At 48.4% G+C, this 24527-nt stretch carries 14 protein-coding genes and 2 pseudogenes; 3 read left to right on the top strand and 13 right to left on the bottom strand.

Annotation, left to right across the window (positions count from 1 at the left end; translation table 11 throughout):
- Positions 1 to 108: 108 nt before the first annotated feature.
- The gene (locus PAT3040_RS15645; protein WP_108993484.1) at positions 109 to 1215 is read right to left on the bottom strand and encodes an aminotransferase class V-fold PLP-dependent enzyme; all 1107 of its coding nucleotides are present in this window, start codon (positions 1213 to 1215) and stop codon (positions 109 to 111) included.
- Positions 1216 to 1563: 348 nt separating this feature from the next.
- Here PAT3040_RS15645 and cls point away from each other — a divergent pair, with 348 nt between their 5' ends.
- The 3 genes from cls (at position 1564) to PAT3040_RS15660 (ending at position 3916) form a co-directional block, all read left to right on the top strand.
- The gene (cls, locus tag PAT3040_RS15650; RefSeq protein ID WP_373863950.1) at positions 1564 to 3009 is read left to right on the top strand and encodes a cardiolipin synthase; all 1446 of its coding nucleotides are present in this window, start codon (positions 1564 to 1566) and stop codon (positions 3007 to 3009) included.
- Positions 3010 to 3230: 221 nt separating this feature from the next.
- Complete coding sequence (locus PAT3040_RS15655) at positions 3231 to 3719, top strand: hypothetical protein (RefSeq protein WP_108993486.1); 489 nt, start codon at positions 3231 to 3233, stop codon at positions 3717 to 3719.
- A gap of 14 nt (positions 3720 to 3733) precedes the next feature.
- Positions 3734 to 3916 carry a hypothetical protein gene (locus tag PAT3040_RS15660; protein WP_108993487.1) on the top strand — a complete coding sequence of 61 codons (183 nt, stop codon included), beginning with the start codon at positions 3734 to 3736 and terminating at the stop codon, positions 3914 to 3916.
- A 116-nt stretch (positions 3917 to 4032) separates the two neighbouring features.
- Here PAT3040_RS15660 and PAT3040_RS40025 read toward each other — a convergent pair.
- The 12 genes and pseudogenes from PAT3040_RS40025 to PAT3040_RS15720 form a co-directional block, all read right to left on the bottom strand.
- Positions 4033 to 4236: pseudogene (locus tag PAT3040_RS40025) on the bottom strand (hypothetical protein); the annotation flags it as partial.
- 147 nt (positions 4237 to 4383) lie between these two features.
- Positions 4384 to 5997: an ABC transporter substrate-binding protein gene (locus tag PAT3040_RS15670; RefSeq protein WP_108993489.1), complete on the bottom strand. Its 1614-nt coding sequence runs from the start codon at positions 5995 to 5997 to the stop codon at positions 4384 to 4386.
- Positions 5998 to 6063: 66 nt separating this feature from the next.
- The gene (locus PAT3040_RS15675; protein ID WP_108993490.1) at positions 6064 to 6945 is read right to left on the bottom strand and encodes a carbohydrate ABC transporter permease; all 882 of its coding nucleotides are present in this window, start codon (positions 6943 to 6945) and stop codon (positions 6064 to 6066) included.
- Positions 6946 to 6966: 21 nt separating this feature from the next.
- The gene (locus tag PAT3040_RS15680) at positions 6967 to 7944 is read right to left on the bottom strand and encodes an ABC transporter permease (RefSeq protein WP_108993491.1); all 978 of its coding nucleotides are present in this window, start codon (positions 7942 to 7944) and stop codon (positions 6967 to 6969) included.
- A 247-nt stretch (positions 7945 to 8191) separates the two neighbouring features.
- The gene (locus PAT3040_RS15685) at positions 8192 to 10516 is read right to left on the bottom strand and encodes an AraC family transcriptional regulator (RefSeq protein ID WP_108993492.1); all 2325 of its coding nucleotides are present in this window, start codon (positions 10514 to 10516) and stop codon (positions 8192 to 8194) included.
- A gap of 191 nt (positions 10517 to 10707) precedes the next feature.
- On the bottom strand, positions 10708 to 14118 hold the full coding sequence (locus PAT3040_RS15690) for a COG1470 family protein (RefSeq protein WP_108993493.1): 3411 nt from the start codon (positions 14116 to 14118) through the stop codon (positions 10708 to 10710).
- Positions 14115 to 17303, bottom strand: a complete 3189-nt coding sequence (locus PAT3040_RS15695) for a heparinase II/III domain-containing protein (RefSeq protein ID WP_108993494.1) — start codon at positions 17301 to 17303, stop codon at positions 14115 to 14117. Before PAT3040_RS15695 ends, PAT3040_RS15690 begins: the two co-directional genes overlap by 4 nt.
- A gap of 247 nt (positions 17304 to 17550) precedes the next feature.
- Positions 17551 to 18576, bottom strand: coding sequence for a dienelactone hydrolase family protein (locus PAT3040_RS15700; protein ID WP_108993716.1), 1026 nt, complete (start codon positions 18574 to 18576; stop codon positions 17551 to 17553).
- Positions 18577 to 18682: 106 nt separating this feature from the next.
- Entirely contained in the window at positions 18683 to 21460 is a 2778-nt protein-coding gene (locus PAT3040_RS15705) for a glycosyl hydrolase family 95 catalytic domain-containing protein (protein WP_258234992.1), read from the bottom strand.
- Between the two features lie 116 nt (positions 21461 to 21576).
- Positions 21577 to 22004 (bottom strand): annotated as a pseudogene (locus PAT3040_RS15710) (glycosyl hydrolase family 95 catalytic domain-containing protein); the annotation flags it as partial.
- A 39-nt stretch (positions 22005 to 22043) separates the two neighbouring features.
- Complete coding sequence (locus tag PAT3040_RS15715) at positions 22044 to 22961, bottom strand: glycoside hydrolase family protein (protein ID WP_108993495.1); 918 nt, start codon at positions 22959 to 22961, stop codon at positions 22044 to 22046.
- Positions 22958 to 24520 (bottom strand): glycoside hydrolase family 43 protein, encoded by a 1563-nt coding sequence (locus tag PAT3040_RS15720; protein WP_108993496.1) that lies wholly within the window; start codon positions 24518 to 24520, stop codon positions 22958 to 22960. Before PAT3040_RS15720 ends, PAT3040_RS15715 begins: the two co-directional genes overlap by 4 nt.
- Positions 24521 to 24527 lie beyond the last annotated feature (7 nt).

The following is a 24527-nucleotide window of genomic DNA, read 5'->3' on the forward strand; positions in this document are numbered from 1 at the left end:
GCCCATCAGTCGTGCTTCGATAAACGTTGCTAAATGAAAAAACAGACGCTCTTATTCGAACGCCTGCTCTAGTTAAACTACTTCTTATCCAAAAATGGTTTCCTTCCGTTACTCTAATAACGCCATAATTGCCTCGATCACTTGAGCTACTTCATCATCTTCCAGACATTGCGGATTAATGACAAGCTCATCCTCTTGTATATTAGTATAGATAATCGGTACCATCATCATCAATCGATTTTGAAGCTCTTGCGCAGTGGATGCGGTAGGTTTAAGAAATACTCTAGGTATATGTGCTGGCTGCACGCCAGGCTCCTTCGAAAACCCTCGTCGCACGTGTGTACCCAGTATTGGAGATAGTGACTCAACGATATTGGATACCATGGCTTCCCAGCGTCTCATTTCTTGAACATAATCTTTCCTTATGAATAACTCCACTGCCTTAACAAGGCCCGCAATGGTTTCTTTATCTGTTTTCATAGAACGACCAATACTAAAGTTGGGACTGCTGTTCGCTATGCAAGCTTCTATTAGCTCTCTTCTACCTAGAATAAGACCCGAAGATTGCGGACCGCGAATTTCTTTACCACCGCTAATAATGACAAGGTCTGCTCCCTGCTCTAGATACTTCGACACATTGTTAAGCGGAGGCAGTTCTGCAGCTGCGTCTACTACAATGGGGATTTGATTTCTCCTCATAACACGAATAATATCAGCGAGAGACAAGGAGCCTTTTACCTGTTCTGCAGCTGCTATGTAAAAAAATAGAGCAGTATTATCAGAGACGGCTTCTTCAATCTGTCGGATAGAAACTTTAGATATTTCACCGATCTCACTTATCTTTGCACCGGATACCCTTAGTGCCTGATCATAAAGAATCCTGTGGCTTTTGAGCATCAAAGCTTCATCAGGAATGCCTGTTGTATCAGGCAGCTGGATAATCTTCTTAGCATTTCCCCTAGTCATACAAGCTGCGGCCGATATGGCGATTCCCGCGGAGGCGCCTGAAGTAATGCATGCAGCTTCAACTCCAAACAATTCGGCTATTCTCTCCCCTGATTTGGCATGAAACTTATGAATGTCCACAAAAGCACCTGCAGCCTCGTTCATTGCCGCAAGCACCTCTGCAGCCATCTTAGAGCCGCCTATCTTCGTTATCGTGCCGCAAGCATTAATGATCTTAGTTATTCCCATCCGATCATAGATATCCGCCATCTCATAATCACCTACGCATCAGCTTGTTAAAAAGGTTTAGCCTGAACAAACAAGATCGCTGATGTTAATTCACCTGTCCATGTGATGTTCAGCGTGTCAGAGTTTTGGGTCCATTCGGTGCTATTAATTGATTTCCAATTTATATTCAACCAACCAGACAAATGGTACATCCCTCGGTTATTTGATTTTAATATAGATGCGACATCTTGAGAAGGGCTGCTAAACAATTGAGTTCTTCCGACAATTCCACAACTTTCTTCTCGCGGTCCCGTTCGGCGACATTTTCATTGAAAATGAACATCCGGATTGCTAAGATGGTTGGAGACATAGATGAAGAGGTGGAACGTCTTGGAAATCGGGAGCATCACTACACTTATCCTATCCCTCGTAACCGTTATCAACATTATTTTCGCCTGTATCGTGGTCTTTATCGAACGTAGGGATATCGGCTCAACGTGGGCTTGGTTGATGATCTTATTTTTTATACCGGTTCTCGGATTCTTGGTTTACGTTTTCTTGGGCCGACAATTAAAACAAAATAACTTCTTTCAACTTACGGCAGAGGAGCTTGCGTTCTTCCATGATACGGCGGACAAACAATTTCAAGACATACATAAGCACGGCGAGCTTCTACAAAAGTATTCGAAACTAGTAAAAATGAATTTGAAATCGTCCAACGCGCTGGTGACGACCGATAACGAAGTGAAGATTTACCATGACGGACAGGCTAAATTCGATGCGTTATTCGCAGATATTCGCAAAGCGACCGACGAAATCAACATTGAATATTACATTATCAAACCGGACAACCTTGGCAAAAAGCTGCGCGATCTATTAACCGAGAAGGCGAAGGAAGGCGTTAAAGTTCGCGTGCTCTACGATGAGGTCGGTTCGAGACGCATGTCGCGCTCGTTCTTCCGCGATTTGATCGTTCACGGTGGGGAAGTCGCTGCATTTTTCCCGTCCTGGAGCCGTCTGATCAATCTTCGGATCAACAATCGCAATCACCGCAAACTGTGCATTATTGACGGTGAAGTGGGATATGTAGGTGGTTTTAATGTCGGAGATGAATACTTGGGATTATCCGAACGGATGGGTTATTGGCGGGATACGCATTTTCGGATTAAAGGCGGGGCGGTTGCCTTGATTCAAGGCCGTTTCATCATGGACTGGAGCAAAGCAACCAATTATGAGCGTCAAAATATCGAAAAACATTTCTCCTTCCGTCCCGATCATCATCCCGGCAACAGCGCCATCCAGATTATATCGAGCGGGCCGAATTCCCAAACGGAACATCTGAAGATCATGTATTTGAAGCTAATTGTTAAAGCGAAGCGAAGCATTTTCATTCAATCGCCGTATTTTATTCCGGACGCAAGCTTTATGGACGCCTGCAAAATGGCGTTGTTGTCGGGTGTGGACGTACGCATCATGATTCCGAACAAACCGGATCATCCTTTTGTGTATTCGGCGACACTGGTGCACGTTGGAGAACTGCTGCCGTACGGGGTAAAGATTTTGCAATACGAAAAAGGCTTCATGCACGCCAAAACGATCGTCGTAGATGAAGAGGTCGCTTCTGTCGGCACGATGAACATTGATCCGCGCAGCTTCCGCTTGAACTTTGAAGTGAACGCGCTTGTCTATGACGCCAACGTCGCCAAGGAATTGCATGAGTTGTTTCTACAAGATAGTGAATCTTGCACGGAATTGACGAAGGAGCGCTACGGCGAGCGCTCGAACGTGGCGAAATTCAAACAGGCAGTTGCGAGGCTGCTCTCGCCGATATTATGATGGTTTCAAGCACCTTGTACCACCGTGACAAGGGCTTTCTTTCTTTTTCATGCTCTTTATCCCTTCGCCTTATAAAACTCATGGCATCAAGCAAGGATACGTCCTTGCGTGTTTTCTTCAAGAATCGGAGATAAGTATTTCAGTTCTAATGTCAGGAGTGTTGCTATAAGGTCAAAGGAAATTAATGTAATAAGACAGTGGACAAGTAGGGAGGCACAAAGATGAATTGGAAACTAATCCATCAAAGTGGGGAGACTTACCAAGCTGATTTCAGCTTATTATCGAAGTCTGATTTAGTCCAGTTAAAGAAAAGTGATGGATGGTCACGGGGTTTGAATTGGTCAACATATTTAGCGTCAAATCATGAGTGCACCGCTTATAAACTGCACATTACTGGAAATCCTATTATACAAGGATTAATCGCCATTGCGATCAAAGATGGCTTTGTTGAAGTTGATTTGATTGAAAAAGCGCCTTTTAACCGCAAGCCGAGAAATGAATTTATCAATGTTGGAGAAGTGCTATTCTGCTTGGCATGTCAAACAAGTTTTGATAATAATGGCGAGGGTTATGTACTACTACAAGCAAAAACAGGGTTGTTAGAGCATTACATTGACCATTACGGAATGGAAGTTGTTAACAGCAAAAAGAGACTTTTAGCTATTCCTACAGTTGAAGCCAACCGGCTTATTGAATTATACTTAATCTAAAGGAGTTGATGATTATGCGTAAAGTCAAAACAGTCGTCGCTGGTCGGGTTTCCGCAATCGGTCGTCGCCCTGTTATTAGACCCCTAGATGATGGAATTATGGCGATTCCGATACCTCCAGAAGAACGAGCCGAAGCTCATGAAGAAATGCGCGAATTTATACGGCGCTCTAAAGAAAAAGCGCAATTCACGAAATAAATTTAAACCTAAATTGCAAGCCCGCACTTCAAGTGCGGGCTTGCGCTTATAGAATTATTGGTTAATGACGTTTTAGAGATCGCGGAATACATTGAAATACCAACTCTACTCTCGAGTTACGATTTAACCATTAAATCGTCTTCGTATAACATATACGTTGCCATTTTATGTTTAAATGACTCCGAACCGCCTTCCATATAGTTCAAAACATGCCTTATGATTGTTTTTTCTGATGGATATCCTTTGGCTTCAATCCATGCGTTCTTATAGTCAGAATCCATAACAATCACTTGTTTGGCATCGGCATTGGTTACAATCGTATCGCAAGCGTCTACTCGAATGCCATTGAAGGATGGGCAGCCCATTATGTCGTCTGTGAACCGATAATGCGTATTGAACCAAACGTCATCTTACAGCAGAGAACCGGGTGCGGAACTTACTCCACAGCCCGGCTCTTCTCCATGAATTTATTTGCCGCCAGCATCCAGATAGGCCTGAACTTGCGTTTTGATCTCTTCACGAATCGTATCCAAACCAAGCGCCTTCAGTTCCTTGTTAAGCGCCACTGCTTCGGCTTCCCAATCCTTCACTTGGCCGGCCTTCAGCGTTTGGACAAACGGATCTGCCTTCGATTGAACGTTGGCAAATTCGCCTTTTACATTAGAGGTGTCAAATGTGAACTTTGCGAGCACCGGAGCATAATACGTGTCCTCTTTGGCCGAATATTCGAAGTAACTTTTCGCCGTTTCATCCAAATCCGCTGGCAGGCGGATCATATTGGGGTTCCAGCTGAATTCGTAGCCAGGGAACACATAATTATCAGATTCGTCCAGAAGCTTCAGTTGGTTTTCTCCGACAGGCTCCCAATGCTTGCCCTCAATTCCATATTCGAATAAGTCATGATTTTCGCGGCTTTGGAATAACCAGTCAAAAAACTTCATCGTTCTGTCGATGTTTTTGGAGGACACCGGAATCGCGATTGAGTTATTCGATTTGTAAGAGGTCGAGATGGCTTGCGGCTCCATGTTGCGAATCTTATCCTTCAAGACAAAAAACTCTAGGTCTGCATCTGCAATCGTTTCCTGCAGTTTTTTCTTATCCGCAGCATACGACGAAATCGTGCCATAATAAGATGCTGCTTTACCGGACATGAAGTAAGCCTTGTGATCCTTCTGGCTGAGTACGTCCTTCTCCAAATATTTGCTCCACTCCGCCCATTTGTCGTATTGTGCAAATGCTGTTTTCATCGTATCAAGCGGAGCAGGCAGTTTCGCCCATGCGGGGGCATCATCGCCAAATGCGACAACATCCTGTACTTGCTTTAAGTCATCGGACAGATGAACATAATAGATAACTCCGCCTAGATTCAGAGGACGGACCGTATCCAGCTCCTCTCTCTCCGGAGCAAGCATTTCCTGGAAGCCGCCATTGCCTCTAACAGCCAACGGAGTGATACCCTTTTCGGATTCGAGAACTTTTTCATAATATTGTTGAAGCTCTTCGTAGCTGGAGATCGGCTCGCTAAAGCCAAGCTTCTCTCGCAAATCCTTGCGAATATATACAACCGGAATATCAAAGAAATATTGCGTGAATGGAATCGTATACAAATGATCGTCATAACGTTTGTTCATCTCGATGAACTCTGGAGAAAACGCCGCTTTCAAGCCCGGGTACTCATCATTGTTAAAATATTTATCCAATTGAGCGTAAGCGCCTTGAGGAATAAGCTCTCTCAAATTTTGAAAGTCTGCATCAAACACAAAATCGACTTCTTCGCCTGCGGCCATCATCAGCTTAACCTTCTGCTTATGATCCGATGGCGGATTCCATTGAATCACCAGCTTTGTATTCAGCGTATCCTTTGTCCGGCTTTCGAACTCCTCCAAAACTATCGGCAGGTCCTTTGGCTCGTCGCCAAAAAGCATGCCTTTTAGCGTCACTGCCTTAGGCGGCTGTGGTGTAGACACCGCATTTGTTCCTGTGGAAGGCGTACCTTGTTCAACCTTGTTGCTGCTGCAAGCTGCCGCAGAAACGACAAGCGCAACGGATAATAATGAAACCGTCAAAACTTTCCTCTTCATGTTGCTAATTCCTCCCTTTTTCTACTTACATGTTATAGCTTTATACTAAACCGCCAAAGGGCGGATCTAGCCTTTTACGGCGCCTACCATAAGGCCTTTGACAAAATACTTCTGCAAGAACGGATACAGGAAAATAATGGGGCCAATGGTTACGACCGTTGTAGCAAGGCGCACTGTCATCGCTGGCGGAATAAAGTTCGGAATGCTGATATCCGCAGAGATTTGATTGACATAGTCCAAATTGTTCATGATACGTTGAATTAAATATTGAAGCGGATACAAATTTTTATCATTAATGTACAGGACAGCGTCAAACCATTTGTTCCAATATCCTAAGGCATAAAATAGTCCGATTGTCGCCAAAGCCGGCAGCGATATTGGCAAAATGATGCGGAACAAAATGTAGGCATCGTTTGCTCCGTCAATTTTGGCAGATTCGGCAATCGAATCGTCAATAGAAGCGAAGAAATTGCGAAGCAGAAACATATTCCATGCACTCAACATGCTGGGAATGATAAGTACCCAAATCGTATCTTTCATGTCCAGATATTTTGAAATCAGTAGATACGAGGCGACAAGGCCGCCATGGAAAAGCATCGTAAAGTAAATATAAAAAGCCATATGATTACGATATTTCACGGATTTTACCGAAAGCGTGTACGCCATCGCACTGGTCAAAATCATGGACATCGCCGTTCCGACCAATGTAACGAAGGTCGTGACGCCGTAAGAGCGATAAATCGTATTGTCCCTGAAAATCATTTTGTAGGCTTCCAAGCTAAAATCTGATGGCCAAAACATATATCCGTTCTTCAAGATGGATGCTTCCGAGGTAAAGGAACTGGCCACGACGGACCAGAAGGGCAATAAACAATAAAGTGAGAATAGTCCCATCAAGACATAAAATAATCCTTTGAGCAGTCGATCCGGGAAGCTTTCCTTTATCATGGTTTCATATCGACTCCTTATCTAGAAAATAGCAGATTCTGGTGCGGTTTTTTTGGCGATATAGTTGACGGTCAATACGAGGATGAATCCAATCAACGATTGCATGAAGCCGATCGCAGCCGACATGCTCATATCGCCAAGATCCATCATTGCACGAAATAGATACGTATCGATGACATCCGTCGTTGGATAGAGCAATGGATTGCGTCCGATAATCGCATATATCATACCGAAGTCCCCGTTAAAGATGCCGCCAACCGCCAGTATGGTTAGCAAAATAACAGTAGGCTTGATCAGCGGCAATGTAATATAACGAATCTTTTGGAAGCGGCTAGCTCCATCCATCGAAGCAGATTCGTAAATATCCGGATTAATTCCCGAGATCGTGGCCATATAAATAATTGAGCCAAAGCCAGCTCCATGCCATATCTTAAGCAATACAAGAATAAGAGGCCAATAGCCCGGCGACGACAAAAATTGAATAGGGCCGATTCCGAACACGGACAAGATCTGATTGATAAAGCCGCCATCCGTTGCAACGAATGCCATCACGAACATCGCTACGACTGTCCAGGACAGAAAATGCGGAAAGATCATGACGGATTGAGTAATCTTCTTGTACCACTTGCCACCCATTTCCGTAACCATTATGGCAATGACCACGGCTGCAAGCGTATTAAAAACGATAAATAAAATGTTCAAAAACAGCGTATTGGTCACAATTTGAATCCAGTCGCTCGATCGGAAGAAAAACTGAAAGTTTTTGAGTCCGATGAATTCACTGCCTGTGATTCCCTTCATTGCCTTAAAATCTTGGAACGCGATGACAATCCCGCCCATTGGCAAGTAAGCAAAAACAAAAAACCAAATCATTGCCGGCAATGCAAGAAGATATAAAAATTTGTTTTTTAATAGTTCAAAAAAGAATGCTCCGAGCTTCCCTCGATTCCTGCTTTTCGGGAAATGCTGCTCGGTTAGGCTTGCAGTGGTGTGGCCCATGTAGATCCTCCTTCAATCTCTTTGCTGTTGTCATGTCATCACTCTATCTTGTCTTAGTCATTCGCTAAACCTCAAAATTCGATGAAAAAGCATAAAATCAAAGAAAGGATAGGGTTTAAAATTCAATAAACAGTTTAAAAAATGCCAGAATGACAAGCTGAAACGGCTGTCGCCGTCCTTTATACTTTCCGATAATTGAACAAACAACCCCCTTTCATCAGAAGAAGGGGGTTTGTTCATTCTCTATTTACTTCAGATCATCCCGATCATCACTGCTTTTTCGGAAGTGATCCGGTGTTTTTCCACTGTACTTTTTAAACGAGATGTAAAAATACTTTGTATTGTCGATCCCGACCATCTCCCCTATTCGGTTTGCCGGTAAATCCGTTGTCAGCAACAGCACTTTTGCTTTTTCGAATCGATAATCGCTCAGGTATTGGTTTAAGGAAACACATGCGATATCTTTAAAAATCTTTCTTGTATAGTTGACGGATAGACCTGCCACTTCCGCTAGCTTCTCGATCGTCAGATTCGGATCCATATACGATTGATGAATGTGCTCTCTTAGCTTCTCCACGATCATGACGTTTTTTTGCGAGGACTGCTTATCCCGCATGCTGATCGCCATTTCACTGAGTCCAACGAACCATTCCTCCGCTTGATCGAGCGTCTCGCACCTGTACAATTGCTGTCCCAAAGCGCCGATATCCGTACTAAGGCCGCTGCGGTCTCCAGTCGCCATCGCTTTAGCGGTACGGGTCACGGTAAACAACAGCTGGTTCAACAAAATCATCATTTCGTCAAAAGGAGCCTTGCGTAGCAGTGCAAAATACTCCTGGAGTGAATAGATGGTTTTCGATAAGTCTCCAACCTTCATGCTTTCGGACACTTGCTTCTCCATCGTGGCGGACAGAGTATCGGAGATCGGCTCACGGCTATGCTCGATTTCAGTGGCGATTAAACATCCGGGACCAAATGCCAGGCGATATCGCGACACATTATAAGCCGACTGCCAGGATAGGGGTATGCTTCGCAGATCGCCCCCATGTGAGCCTATAAAAGCGGAAACAGACATCTTCAAAAATTTTTCCGTATTGTCTTGTATATCCATAAGAATCTGTGTGACCAGCTCCTCCGAGCCATGTGGCTTCAAGATCAAAATGACGATCCGATCTTCCTCTCCATCAAAGCTGAAAGCTGGAAAATGTGCAGAGCAAATTTCATCGGCAACGTTAGAAATAGCGTATTTTAACAAGGATAAATCGTTAGGACTGTATGTCTCTTCAAGCTCCCCGAAAGCATCCAGACGCAGCATACACACCTGGAAGCCCTCGGCTGGAAGTGACATGCCGATCTTTGACAGCCTCCTCTCTATATCCGAATCTCTGGTCCAGCCTCCTGTCGTTAACAACCGCAAAACTTCCCTTTGCTCCGTATGCCTGTAAGCCGTCATGCTGCTCTGTAAATCTTGAATCTCTCGTTCCAAGTGCCGAAAAGCTCCTGTAAGCATGTCGAATTCGCTGATCGGCTCGTTGTTCGCTTCAGAGCCCCGCATTCCCGCAACATTTTTGATGAGTCGATGAATCGGACCGTAGATCATGCGAGTGAAAAAAAATCCGCTTATCCCCACGACAATCAAGATCACGGCCGTAACGGCAAGGATGTACTGTCTCATTGTATTCACCTTGCTTAGCAAGGACTGATAGTTAATATCGCCGATGAATACCCAGCCCAGACTTTCGGATTTGATATAGAACAGCCGATGTTCGGTGCCGTCCAGCTCCGTCTCGACGACGCCTCGCGGCGATTCGGATTGCAAAATCCGCTGAACGACATCCAGCTCTGACAAATTCGAGTTGATCCTCGAGAGGTCCGAATGGGAGATGACGACTCCTTGCCTGTTGAGAATCATCGATTGGAACGAGTTGCTTCCCGCGCCGTTCATCATCATATGCTGCAGCACTTGCTGATCCAAATTCAGAATCATTGCCCCATTTGTCGCTTTTTCGTCTCTCGCGCTTGAATAAGCGACGCTAATTAAATTCCCGCTAAATGATTTCGTATCCGAGACAAAGGATGTATGTCGCGGGATAAAAATGCTTCCGCGCATAGCACCGGAATTTTCAAGCAGTTGCAGGATTTGCTGGTCATAAAATTCGTCAAAAGTTCTTACCGTCGTGAGAGAAGAAAACACCAGCTCATGCCGCGTATTAACCACATATACCGAATGCACCATCGGATTCGTATTAGCGAGTTCAGTCAATTTGTTCCCGATTCGCCCCATCAATCCCGTATCAAACTCATTAGCGTAAAAGCCGGCTTGAATGTCCGCGGAATCGAAAGCGTTTCCAAATTGTTGGTAAGTCGAATTCAATAATATGTTTGCGGTATTGTAGGATTGCTCCAACGAACGATCCGTTGATTCCGTCCATTCATTCTTCAAGCTTTCAGATACTTTGGACGTAATCGCAAGCGTTAACGCCGCAATGATTAAAATTCCTACGATTAAATAAGATAAAATAATTCGGATCAGCAGACTCTTTTTCAACACAAAATAACGCAGCGTGCTCATGTGACCTTTCCTCATTTCAAAGTTGTAATCTACTGTTGTCTATGTGAGTTTGTAACTTAAATTATAGGGATAGACTCTAACGGCTTGGTATGCGCTTTTTTAAGTTTTAAGTACGCTTTTTTAAGAAGTCATTTACATGACAGCAAAAAAGGCATGAAACGGATATTCATACCTCTTTGCTTGCCTTTGTATTATGAATTTGCAGCCAGTTCTTCACGAATGAGATCGCCGTTACGATATTCACTCAAAAACAACGATGAGTGATCAGACTCGATGTCGTTAACGACTATCTCTTGCAGTCTGCCGTCTATGAGCTCGACTCGAACCGTATTCGCGTCCAAAGCTTGCACGGAGCGGATCACGCGATCTCCCTCATAAGGCTCAACGATTGTGACGAACCGTCCAACCTTGCCTTGCGTCCGAATACCGTATGTCATACGTCTCTGGGCTTCATCGCCCGGGAACGCATCCGCTCCGATCAATCCTATGAAGCGAACGGCCTGCAGACCTTCCAAATTGACGCTTATTACCGCTTCTTGATCATGATCGATCGGGCTTGTCGGTATCGCTCCCGGATATTCGTTGCCCACGATCGTTACACGTCCATTCTCGTAATCCTTGCCGATGCCGAAGCCACTGTCCACATTGTTATATACAGGCGACAAATCACTCAGTGTCAGTCTTTTTCCGTCCGCCGTTACGATGTAAGCCTCGCCCCAGAACAAACCTTGCTTTGTCCGCAGCGGATATTTTTGCTCGGTATAAATCGGATCATTTTTCACACGTAAGGTCAAGGTTTGGACGCCTTCGGCGATTGCCAGATCGACCTTGCCTTCTCCTAAAAGCCATGCACCAAAAGCGCCTTCCGAAAGGACTTCTCCATCCGCCTCGACCTTGTACGCCATTGGTATCGTAATGCCGTGATACTCCGCCGCCCGCCCAATAAATTGTTCGGTATGCTGTGGCCATGCCGCATGAACATCCATTTTGAGCAGGCCGGGACGATTGTATGACGTTCTTGTTCCACGCAGATCCTCGCCTTCGCCGTATAAGGTCTTGAAGCTGGCAACGCTTGCTCCATCGACCTCATACCAATGGCAATCCGTAATAAACTGCGCATCCGACATGGGATTATCCGTCAGCTGGCTCGTATGTTTCGTTTTAGTTAAGCTCTCGGCCTGCAGAGCGTGGAAACCTTTGATTTGGAACAGGCAATCGAACTGATGCTCACGCTCTCCTTCCACATCATCGAACATAACGATAAAATCATCCGTTATCCCCATCACCCGCTTCTGACGAACAGGCTCCGTATAATCCGACAGCTCCCCGTATATCGCCCCGGCCGGCGCTTCGGGCAATGTGCTGGCATTCATCGCGCAGCGCTCCTCCAGCGTCTCGTCGTCTCGATAGATCATGCCGCCATATGGGGGATATGCCCACTTTGCGGTCGTCTCCACCGCCACTGCTTGTATGGCGTTTCCGCTATAGAACAACGTACGTCTGGAATCGGCTGGCACCTGCACTTTCCCATCGACGACGACCATGTTTTTGGTCATCGAGTTTTGCACGTAAAATTTGTACATGAAATGATGATAACCCCACCAAACATGCTCAGGATTAAAGAAGCTTCGGCCGTAACGCATGACGGATAACAGCCCTGTCCGGTCAAAATGACCGTGCGCGTAGCCATGGGAGCCGTATCGGAGCACCGCTTGGATTCGATCCTGCTGCTCCCTTCCCTCCGTCTGGCTTCGCAGCATTGCGACGCCTACATTATCGGAATAGGCGTTGCTTGTCCCATAAGAAGAACGAACATCGGGCAATTCCGCATGGCCAAAGATGGGGTCGACTACGTTATTCATTTTGATAACCGGTACGTATTCGGGATCTTTGTAATAGAAATAAGCCAAATCGTAGGTTGACCCAAAATGTACTCCCTCCAGCTTCCGCTCCTCCGAATCGCTGATGCCGAACAGTACTCCCCGGTAGTCCAAAAACGGGATCGTAGCATCGAACATATCCTTAATGCGGATATAGCTTTTACTACTGCCGCCCCAACGTTTGTTGTACATCCCAAAACGGAAACGGGCATCCTCCCCGTTGTACGTGCTGTTCACCTCGTCGTTAAACGGCGCAGGGAAATGCGTATGGACGATATTGATGCCAAACGGCAAGAGCGCATGGGCCGTATGGATATACATCGACGATACCCAGGTATTGTAGCTGACCGAGCACTCATGCCACCAGCCATCATTGAACAGACCGTATCGCAGCTGCTCGATTGATCCTCCGGGCCCGAATACAAAGCGAAGCGCTCTCTCCATGTCCTGAATGGCTAATGCGCAATAAAACGCGCCGGTTATTTCGGATAGCAGCCAGTTGGATATATGACCGCCATGGATATGATGGTCTAGAATATCCATATAAATCCGGAAGCATTTCTCGATCCCTTGGTGCTCCCCCGGCGTCAACACGCCAGCATCGAAGATGATGTCATACGGAATCGCGAGATGCTGAAAAAAATGTCCTTCCTGGACATAGCTTTGGCTGCAGCCCTTTTTCTTCTTCGGATATCCGTTTTCTTCGTTGATGAAGTAACGGAAAAATTGCGCCACTTTCTCCGCATAATGTTTCTCGCCGGTCAGCGCGTAAGCGTAAGCAGCGGACATGATGAAATGCTCTTCTTGCGTGTCGTAGCAATAGTCCCGCTCATCGACTGGCACTGGCGGCTTTACTTCCCATGCCGCAGCATCTTGAAGGAGGCGCTCATAACCCGGCTGGAAGCAATCGTGACGATCGATGAGCCTCTTGCGCTCCGCCCACTGCTCCTTCGACCAGTATATATACGGATGAGCAAGTCTTCGCATCGTTTTGAGCTCGATCTCGGCAGCGCTTGTACCGTCCCCGTTGCCTATAAAACGCAGCACGGTACTTTCGTGACCTCCAGGCACCACGGATTCATGCATCTTAAAGACGGCCGTTACCTCCTGACTGGCGTACGGCGCAAGGTCGAATTCCTTCGGCGACAGCTCCGCTAAGAGCGACTCCCAGCCTTCAAACCGCTGCTTTACCGACACGCGCTGCCGACTGTCCGTGCAGTTGTACACCGAAATCGTGTAGGAAACCAGCTCTCCGGCTTCGCCGGACTTGCCCTTCACGTCGGCCTGTACATACAGTCTCTCTCCCCGTACGAGCTTCGCGGTAAGAAGCTCGGCATTTCCTTGCAGCTCGAAGCTTTGCAGAAACCGCCAGATGTTAGCCTTTGCGGTCTCGATTTCGAAGTCCTCCAATCTTACCCTCGCCTCGTGTATGCCAGCTCCGGCGATTGCGATTCCGGCTTTCACCGGAATATGATCCGCAAAATTGGCTTGAACACTCACTTCGGTCGAATCGTCAACGCAATAAAGCTTCAGAATTAAGCCGTGCCAGCCCATCGCATCCTGCGCCGCATGATGCCCCCGTTCGAACCCGATCGGATACCACCCTCCCGCATCGTCCGCGGCAGGATAAGAGATGACGAGTTTTTGTGTCAAGCTATATTTTTCATCAGCCGGTCTTCCCGAAAGCTTCCATTCCTTGAGCAAATCAATCTGTGCATTCATCGTTGTTCCGCTCCTTCGCGTTCAGTTTGGCTTACTACGACACCGTATTGTTCTGGTGCAGCTTTCAGCTCGCAACTCAACTTCCCGGCATGCAGAATGATCGTTCCGTCTTGATCCGTCTTCGTCCGCAGCTTTTGTTGTCCGCGTTCCTTAGGATACAGCACCGTCAAAAATCCCTCGCTCGCATCCGCAACGGCACGAATATACTCCATCATGGTGACACCATCGTCTCCGCTGTCAAAGAACGGCGTTGACCGCCCTTTCTCCACCTTGATCGACTGCAACGGGCGAATAAACACCGTTTCGAGATCAACTCCGTATACGCCTTCCGAAAGCAAGGCGCTGCCCTCCACTTTGGTTTGTTTGGATGCTACAGGAATCGTAAATTGAACCAATCCCGTGAAATCCTCGACCGTATCCCGGATGACGTACAGATCCGCTTGCTTCACGTACGTGACATGACGAATATGCCGGCCCTGTCCTTCGGGATTAGCTATTTCGATCGTAATCCTTTCCAGATCCTCGCCTAATTGCACTTCCAGCACTTTACTCGTTCTCGGTACATCAACCCAGCCTCGCTCCAAACTGTACGTTCCCGCCGACAGATTTATCGCGCCGGAGTTATGGCTTGGGATAACGGTTTGACGGGTCGCAAATTGCAGACAGGCATGGGAGTAGGAGCTAATATGCCAGCTTGTGCCGCTGTCGAAGTAACCTTCGATTCCCGAATCCATGACTAGCGGGATATTGTTTTTATAGATGACAAAGGCACCTTGATCCAGATGCCCGTGCGCGATCGGACCGGGACTGGACATGATCCCAAAGTAGCTTTGCTTCGAATCTCCGGTTTCATTGCGGAAAATATAAATGCCTGCATCCGGAAAGCTAGCTGTCGAGCTCAGCTCAAGCGGCGTTGAAGGCACATAATTATCGCCTTGGCCAAGCAAGTTTTCCAGCACGATGCCTTCTCCCCATAGCTTCTTAAACGGCTTGCCGGCTGCCGTCCACGTATGGTACATCCGATCCGCCAGCTTGCGATCGACCTTGGCGACATCCGCCAAATAAGTAGCAAAGCTGCCAAATTCGCTGCCATCCCCCAGCGCATGATCGCCGAATGGCGGCGTGCCGATCCTTCCGCCGAAGTATTCGTAGCCCGGCGTTTGCATCTCGATACTAAATCCGAACATACGTGCGAGCGGCGTTGTCTCGAACCAATTATCTCCGAGCACATTGTGCGCCGCCTTCGCATATCCAGCAAACCGCTCCAATGCCGCATGATGGTAACGAATCGACTCTGGCCAAGATGAATCCGGATTCACGTTCAACTCCAGCTGCGCCTTTAGTATGGCGTCCGCATTATATAGCCAGGTATGGCGATTCGGGAAATCGGTCAGCGCCATCATCATGAGGCCGGTACCCGCACACATGTCTGTTTGCCAATTGCTGCAGCCTTCCTGCGCCTCTCTCGTCGTCCACTCTGTTCGATCCCTCAAATCCAGCATGTATCGGAGCAAATATTCGACCAGTGCGTAAAATTGTCGCTTCTCCTCGCCCGAAAATATATGCGCCTGCTTAATCATCGAGTAGCTGACAGCGGCACTGCTGAGCAGCCTTCCGCCTTGTACCGCACCGTAGCTGTCGCTGCCTTCGGGACGCAGATTGGTGACCATCCAATGCTCTGCTCCTTGGCTGAAATCATGAAGAATGTATAGAAGCGCATATTTGACTTTCATGGCATACTCGATCTCGCCCGTCAGGGCATATTGAATGGCGTCGCACTGCATCGCAAGCTGGAAGCGTCCTCCCGGGATAGACGATTTACGATTAAACAGATACGTATATTCTCCGATCGGCGCTCCAGATTCGTTATAGTACGTAACAACCGTCTTTAAACCCGCCTTCAGCTTGCCATCCAATTTGGCTTGGAAGGTTAGCGTGTACCCGACTCCGCTTTCGACATTAAAAGGTTCGATGCAGGTCCAGGCTGCCTCGTCCTCACGGGTTGGATTGCAGAGATAGAGCGAATGGTTACGAACGCCTTCTTTGTGTTTCGTCGCAACCTGCGATGATGGATTAGCCGGCTCCAGCCGTTTCCGATCGCCACCGCCGCAATATGGATATTCGCTTTCCCATCGCATGTGAGGATTTCCCTTGCGCGCTTCCGGAACCCAGAAGTCCGGACTGTCTGAGCCCTCGTCGAAACCGGCATTCCGGATCTTAAGACTGCCCCCGCTGGCTGATAAAATTTCCAATTGATCGATCCATACATGTCCGAGACCTTCTTCTTCATTCTCCTCGGATGGAAGCACAAATGAAAGGCTCGCCTTCGCCGCATGTTCCGGAGCCTGGAAATTGACGATTTTGTCCGTCGAGCTCCACAAGTAAAAATGCTGGTTCAGCTCGTCATAATCCGATTCTCCGTCCTTGATGTTCGCAACGGCTTTTTCGAGATCATCCAGGCTAAAATGTCCCGCAATTCCTGCAATACGTTCATACTGCTCTCGAACTAACGGATCCGATTCGATCACGGCTTTCACCTGCTGGAGTCCTTCGCCAGTCAAATAGAGTGAAGCGTATGGATCCACATCCGTTCGAAGCACTCGGGAGTAGCGGCATTCGCGAATTCGATTAAAACAGTCCACGACGGCTAGCGCAAGCTCCTCGCTGGAATGATCGCTCAATGCGTCATCCGATGATGGCTTTAGTTGTTCCACGGTTGCCGCGGATGCTCGAAGCTTACGAACAGCTTCATCGTCCAGGCAACCGACTTCATCGCCAATTCGGGCATTATGCAGCAGCTCATTCGCTTTCGATAATGCCAAGTCCGTTTTATAAACTAGCCGCTCCTTGCCTCCGCGAAGCAGATCCTGCTCCTCGAACCACTCCAGAGCGGGCTCCATTCCATACGAAGTATATACGTTGCTCTCTTTGGCGAATGGCGGCACCATCGTATACCGCTTGGTTGCGAACAATACCGCTTCTTCCTCACGAGGAGCATAGAACTCACGATTGCGTTTAAACGGCAAGCCGTTCTCGCCCTTCAACGCTTCACGTGCCGCTTGCATCAGATCGTCGATTGCCAGCTTGGCACCGTCCGTATAATAACATCCTCTTGCATCTACTATAGCTTCCGCCCGCTCTATCAAGGCTTGGAGCCGTCTTTTGTCCTCCGATACTTGAATCATCTCTTCCCCTGCCTTCGTTTCTCATCGTTTAAGTGGATGATAGATTTCCTGCAAAGGATGACAGATATCGCGAATAATGACTAGCACCAAATCGTAACGAAAACCTCAATATTGAATGTTCACCCTGCTCAAAAGCTTAAAATTTCACGATCTTTAGAATCAGCGGTTACAACTTAAAAAACGCACACGAAATGGCGGCGCTGGATCCATGTCCCTAGCGCCGCCATTCGTTTCGGACTGATATTTATTATGTTAGTGTCTCTTTTAACCAATCGTAGGCTTGCCTTCCGCTAATTTCATGAACGCCCGGGAAAACGTCTACCGCCAAGCGATCACTGGCTCCTTTTGACTCATAAATTTCGTGAATGGCAGATGCTGCGCGTCTAAAGCCCTCAACAGGAAAGATCGGATCCCTCTCACCGGACTCCAAAAACAAAGGACGGGGGGCGATTAATCCGATGAGCTCAGGAAGCTCTGCATGACGAAGAATGCCCGGCGTATAATTATCAATACAATGATGCACAGCCAAAATACTGTCTTTAAACGTGTTAGTAAATCCCGTCAACACAGTCGCACGAATGCTCGGTCTAAGAATAGACGTGATGTAAGCAATTAATCCTCCACCGGAGAAACCCATCACGCCGATTCGTTCTTTATCTACTTCCGGTCTACCTGCTAGATACGCATAAGCTCTAAGCGATTCTGCAACTCGAAGTCCCGTCAACGTCTTGCCTAGCATCATAAGCTCAGTCGATAATCTGTAACAAGAGCTCGGCGCATTGGGATTGACCGCCAAATCCGCATGCAGCCGACGCTCGCCGAAGCCGATCACATCGGGTGCAATGACCGCCATCCCTCGACGCGCAAGCTCCAAAGCAAAATGCTGGTGGATGCCCGGCACCCCGCTATCGGGCGAACCATCTGGCAAGAGGCCTACAATTTCGCGGCTGCCATAGCCGTGTCCATGCAACGCCAATACGCCAGGAAGAGCCCCTTCTGCCTGTTTTGGCAGAAGAATATAGGCGCCAAAGCTTAAGCCCGGCGTCGCGGAAAGCTCAATCCTTTCCCGAATATAATCATCCAGCTCCACACGCTCCAGAAGCTTAGGCCTGAATGTCGCATTTGGCGCAAAGGAGCCTATCAGCTCTTGCAAGGCTTCTTTCAACATTCTGCTGCGTTCGTCCGAGCCCACCGTTGCTTTATGATTCTGATGTTGTTCGATAGCCTCATTGTACAACTGCTCCAGCAGACTATCTCCATTCCATGAATACATCTTCAATTCACCCCATGTCATTATTACTCCGTCTAGTTTAACTCCTCACTCTATTCGCCGAAATGACGTTATTTTACGATAGGTATTAATTATAACTCGATGCAAGTTATCTATTGGGTAGAATCAATACCACTCTAACCTCATTACCTGCACTTAGCGGAATACGGAGATAGCTGCCAAGTTCATCGCCGTGAACCTCTGCTTCCTTGCCGTTGACCATTCCTTTTATCCAGGACAGGCCGGCTCTCACTTTAATCCCGTTATGATCCGACACGGATTGCAAAGTAAAGGTGATGACGTTGAAGTCCCAAGATAACTCTTTAACCTCTACCCCGGCTCTTGCCATAAGTCCAGTTATCGCCCCCGATCTCCATTCGGAAGGCAGTGCCGGAAGAACTTCGATTTCCCCGGTATTCGAATATAACAATGCTTCGTTCACGGCTCCAAGCGTACCGAATAAGGTATCCGTACAATAGCAGTCATTTCTTCTGTTTGTGTCATGGTCTGTCATCAAGGATGTGTAATAACCGGAATCCGTCATCATCGGCAGGAGGGAAGAGACAACGCCGTCGCCGTCCTTTAATCTGGCGCAGACCAGGGCCTTATGCATCCAGCCGTGACCCGCTGTCGCGTCCGACGTATTGTATTGATTCCTGTTCTCTACAGCGATAATGGCAGCCTTCCTCAATTCCATATTGTTCTGCGTTTCATACGCAGGCCATGCCGGGTAGAGATGGCTCAAATGGCGGTGATCGTTGTTCTCCGCATACTCATTCATCGCCCATTCGCGCAGCGCGCCGTCCTTGTCCAGCTTATATTCCGGCAGCAGCTCCAGCAGAGCCTCCCATTTGCCGACGGCTGCTTCATATCCTTCGCGCTTAATCGCCTTTTCAATCGAGATGGTCATCTTCAGTCCATCCCGAGCCGCTGATATATCCATGGTGGCATTGGCCGTTATCGTACTGTTGTAGCCGATCGGGTGATTCTCCGGCGAATAGGTAGGGATCAACAAATATTTTTCGCCTGGATTCAACTGCGTCTTGCCCCTCTCATAGCAAGCATTGCCGCTTGGATCCGTATAGTACTCCGGCGTACAAAGCTGTTCCCAGAAATTGGCCTGCTTCGTAAGCAGCGGCAGCAAGATATCTTGCTCCAAATCCAGATAACCCTTGAGGACCAGCTGCGTGAATTCCTCATTCGTCAGTCCCCCGTCCCTTACGCCGAGAAGCTTCTTCAGATCATGAATCCTCATAGCGGGTTGTATCGGAATCTGCCGGTTGCCGTAACATTGCCAATATTCGAAGATTGGAAGCAGGCACCAGCTTGCGCCGGCATTCCAATATTGGAAGGGATAGTCGTTGTCGTACTCCACTTGCATCGCGCGGTCGCCGTCGGAGTTGACCGACACTTGAATCGCATCATGCATTCCATAAGACATTCGCGCATTGTATTCGAAATCCGAAGCGTTGCGTAGGAAGAATGCGATAAATCCAAGCTGAGCGAATGTGAAATGGCCCGTGTTCATGGGAGAAATCTGCAAATTCACGTTGGCATCAAGCGTATAGATCGCACGCCAGCCAGGGTTCCACTCCCCCGTCCACATCCCGTACAGCCGCGGCGCGCTTGAACCGCTGCAGCAGATCAAGGCATAACGCCCCTGGTTGTAAACCTGCTCCATGAAGGCGTGATTAATTCTGGACTTCGATTCCTTCTGCGCGTTGATAAGCGTCTCGTTGTCCGCTTCCTTGCAATCATCGTCGCCCTCAAGCGTAAATCGTACGGCATTAAATTCTTCGGCATGTTTCGCGGCATGCGGCGCGAGGGCGGCCTCATAATCGAAATGACCGGAACAATCTTGATATTTCGCGGCTATGGCATTCGTATGATGGAGCAGTTCATCGACAAGAGGGTAATGAATGCTCCCGGCAAAGTCTTCGATATTCCCCATATCGAATGATCTGTTCGATTGCGTGATGAGATAGACGGCGTCGGCGCTGGTCACCTGAATAGCCGGGTTCTGTACTGCCCCTACGTTCAGCGGATCATTCGTGTCGGCCAGTTGCACCCGCTTCTTGCTCCCATTCACGACAATAACCCGCGTAAGGCCTGCGTATCCTCCGTCCTTCAGCTCGCTGCCCGGATAAGATGGATAATGGGCAATCTGTGCGATATAATCGGCATTCGGGTCCGCCAGCTTTTTGTACTGGAGTTCATTCATCCCGTTCCCGGCTTTGTACATGCCCGAAATGTCATCGATAGAGATCGTCATGTTAATCTTTGCGCCGGCGGAGGAACGTTCAATTCTCATAACCGAGACATTATCTTCTCTGGAAGTGAACGACGTCCGAATCCACTCGCCGAATTCGTCGGCATAACGCACACCGGTTTCGGCTGTCTCATAATTCGTCCATCGCTCATATTCCGTAACCGTCCCTCTATTCGCCATGTTCAGTCTGAGCTGGTGTCCCGGATGATATGTGTAAAGGAAGGTTCGTTTTCTGGTTCTTCCGTCCGCATGGGTAATCTTCCATTGATCGTTCAGCTGGAAGACATTCCGTCTCGCATCATCAAGCTGTCCCGTTAATTCTTCCGGAATCTCTCTCGGATCCGGGGACGGAAAATTGAACCACATATATTGATAAAGAATGCAGTCCGAATACGGCGACCCCGACAGAATATAACCGTTCTCGCCGTTTCCGCTAACCATCCCTTCCCGCCAAGCCTGTCCCGGATCTGTAGCCGGTACCTCTGCGTAGGTTCGGGCATAATTCCCTTTCCTGTACAATCGTTCAGCATTCCCCGACAAAGCCATTCTATTGCTCTCCCATCTCATGATAATCGCTTTGACGCCTCCATTATTGGCGATGTTGGCCTTTCCGATCACCGAACGACGCCTTGGATAGCTCTGCTAACAGGATGTATCGCTTGCCGCTTTCCACCTGGAACCCGATACATCCATTCGCATCTTGCACATATTGAACCTCTTCGCCGCCCTGCGTAATGTTCGGGGGAGGTCGACGGCGACGTAATGAAATAACCCTCTTGGTTCTCAATGAGCCAATCCAAGCAGAATAAAGCCGCTTCTTTCATCATCGGGTATGCCTTATTCCGCAAATAAGCTTCGTCCCCGTTGAACGCGTAATGCTCCCATAGATGCTGGGTCAGCCATACGCCGCCCATCGGCCAGAACGCCCAAGCAGGGTCGCCATGGCCGAAATCGCCTACCGGCGCCGTTTGTCCCCACAAATCCGAATTATGGTGCGCAACCCACCCCCTCGCACCGTGTTTATTTCCGCTGTCTTCTTGCCGTTAATGGCCAGTCTGCCGATAAATTCGATCAACGGCGCATGCAGCTCCGCCATATTGCACGTTTCCGCGGGCCAATAATTCATTTCCGCGTTTATGTTCAGCGTGTAATTATTGCTCCATGCTCTCATCCTCTTATCTATCATTTGAATGTACTTCTATTATTCATCCGCTCCAAGATGCAACTCAAACTCCATGTCGCGATCGCAGATCAGCACCCCGTCCACGACCGCGAGCTTGGCCGCCTGAAGGGAGGAGCGGCGCCATTCATAGTTGTTCAACTCTTCATGATGCCCGTCCACGCGGCCGGGATGAGTAAAATAAAAGATATACCCTTCTTCTCCCTGCACGACCACATCCGCGTGAAGGCCAATCGTCCCGTCATCCTCGCGTTTGCCAGGCTGATCGAGAATGAGGCCGTTTCGCTCCCAAGTCGTAAGATCATCGGAACGGAACACGCCCTGTCCTCTCCACTCGTCTACGATCATCCAATAATAGCCGCCCAGGCGGAAAACATTCGGTCCTTCATGGCCTCTTCCGGTGATCACCGGACCAATCGGCTGCCATTCGTACAGATCCTTGCTCTCGGCCGCGTAAGTATGATTCCGCTGCTTAAACCACATTCGGAACATGCCGTTCGGCAGCTGGTACACGCAGGCATCGATCACGTTCTCCTCGCTAATGCCAAGCGTTGACTGAAACTCCCAACGCATCAGATCTGTACTTGTATAATGCCGGATACGAGCCTTGCCTGTCCAATTAACGGGCACGCCGTGGACGTAAGTAACATACATATGGTACAGCCCGTCATGCCAGATGATCTCCGGCGCCCAGAACGTATTTCTGCCCCATTCCGTTTCGAGTCCTTCCAGAATTCCCCGATATAACCAGGTAGCTCCGCCATCCGATGAAGAAGCAACGCCGAGATCGGTGCCATGCACCCATCCGAATCTCGGCCCATCCTGCGTTGCGCGGCGGTTCGTATAGATCATCCACCATTCCTTGGCCTGCCGATTCCATATGACTACAGGATCCGCCGCACCGTCATAGATGGGATCCCTGAACAATGGCGATTTCATTCCTTATCCACTCCTCGCACCTCATAACCAAATTGGTCTACGTCAATATAACCCTGCTCGCTCTCGGTGTTAAAGCTGTATACCCCGACCCGGTTTCCCCTGTAATGGCCCCAACTAAGCTGATAGGCGTCTCCAAAGCTCTCGAACTGCATCCCGTCGACGCTGTATTCGAACCGGCTGATTCCGTCCATGTTCCATATCGACCTTAACCAAAGGTCGGTTCCTGTTAATTTCGGGCCCCATATGACGGTTCCCGAGTTGTTGAACTTCAGAATCCTTATCCCGTTCAATTGTTGAACGCCGATCGTACAATAGGTTTTCGCAAAATGGCAAAGGCCCGCTTCTTGCCCGTCCGCCATGCCGCCCATCTCTAGCTTTGCCGTTGCTTCGTTATGAACGGTTCTGAACGTTCTTTGCGAAAGGACGTTGCATACGGCGAAAAAATTGTCCTTGTCGATTGGTTGGCATGCATGCAGGCGCAAATAGCCGGGCCGTTCCGTTAACGACCACTTATCGGCTCTTGGCTGATGGTTCCATTCCCAATAAGGTTTAAGATCGTCTCTGTCAAAATCGTCGGATGTGGAAAGCACCGTAGCGGGATGCCCGTTCATCGGCTTCCTGCCCCCCCATACCATCTCTCCGACTCCGTCGCCGTCCGTATCTTCTCCGATGATCGGCCAACCGTCCACCCATGTTACGGGCAGCAAGTGCAGCGGCCTGCCTTCGTGCGCGCCCGAACCTTGATGGCTAATGAAGTACCAATCCCCGGAGACCGTCTGGACAAGTCCGCCCTGATTGGGCTCCCGATCTATTTCCTTGCCGTGCGTATGAATAATTTCCTTCTCCTCATAAGGACCATAAATATGCTCTGACCTTAACATCATGACATCCCGGGCTTCAACGCCTTCCCGAGCGCGCACCTCGCTGTGGAAGAAATAATAGGTTCCGTTTATTTTGTAGAGCTTATTGGCTTCGCTCCCTTTGTATTGATGGATAATTCTAGCGCTGTCATGCAGCAGCTCTTTGCCGTCCTCGCTAAGCTTGATCAAATGAATATTGTAGTTATCGGCGAAATGGGTGGCAACCAGGTAACCTTGCCCGTCATCGTCCCAGAATGGACAGCAGTCGTCCCATCCGGCCACCTCCCAAACTCGATGAAGCGGCTCCCAAGGTCCGGCCGGATCGGTTGCCGTGCTCATAAACAAACCTTCGTCGGGCGTGAAGAAATACACCCAATATTTATCGTTGTGGAATCGAATGGCGCCAGCCCAAACGCCTCTGCCGTAACGATTCATGCGATCGTAATTGTATTCCGGGCCGATGCTTGTCAAATCCTGAACAACATGTCCGATCATGCTCCAATTCACCAGATCCTTGGAATGCAGCACCGCCATCCCCGGAGAGCAATGCAAGGTAGAGGAGATGGCGTAATAATGATCCCCGACCCGAATGGCGTCCGGATCGCTATAATCGCCCGGCAAGATAGGATTGACATAAGTGCCGTCTCCTTGATCTCCCCAAGCTCCCTTCTTCGATAATACATGGTAGTCTTTCTCCATAATCGCG

The organism is Paenibacillus agaridevorans (assembly GCF_003112455.1).
In the GTDB taxonomy this organism is placed as follows: Bacteria; Bacillota; Bacilli; order Paenibacillales; family Paenibacillaceae; genus Pristimantibacillus; species Pristimantibacillus agaridevorans.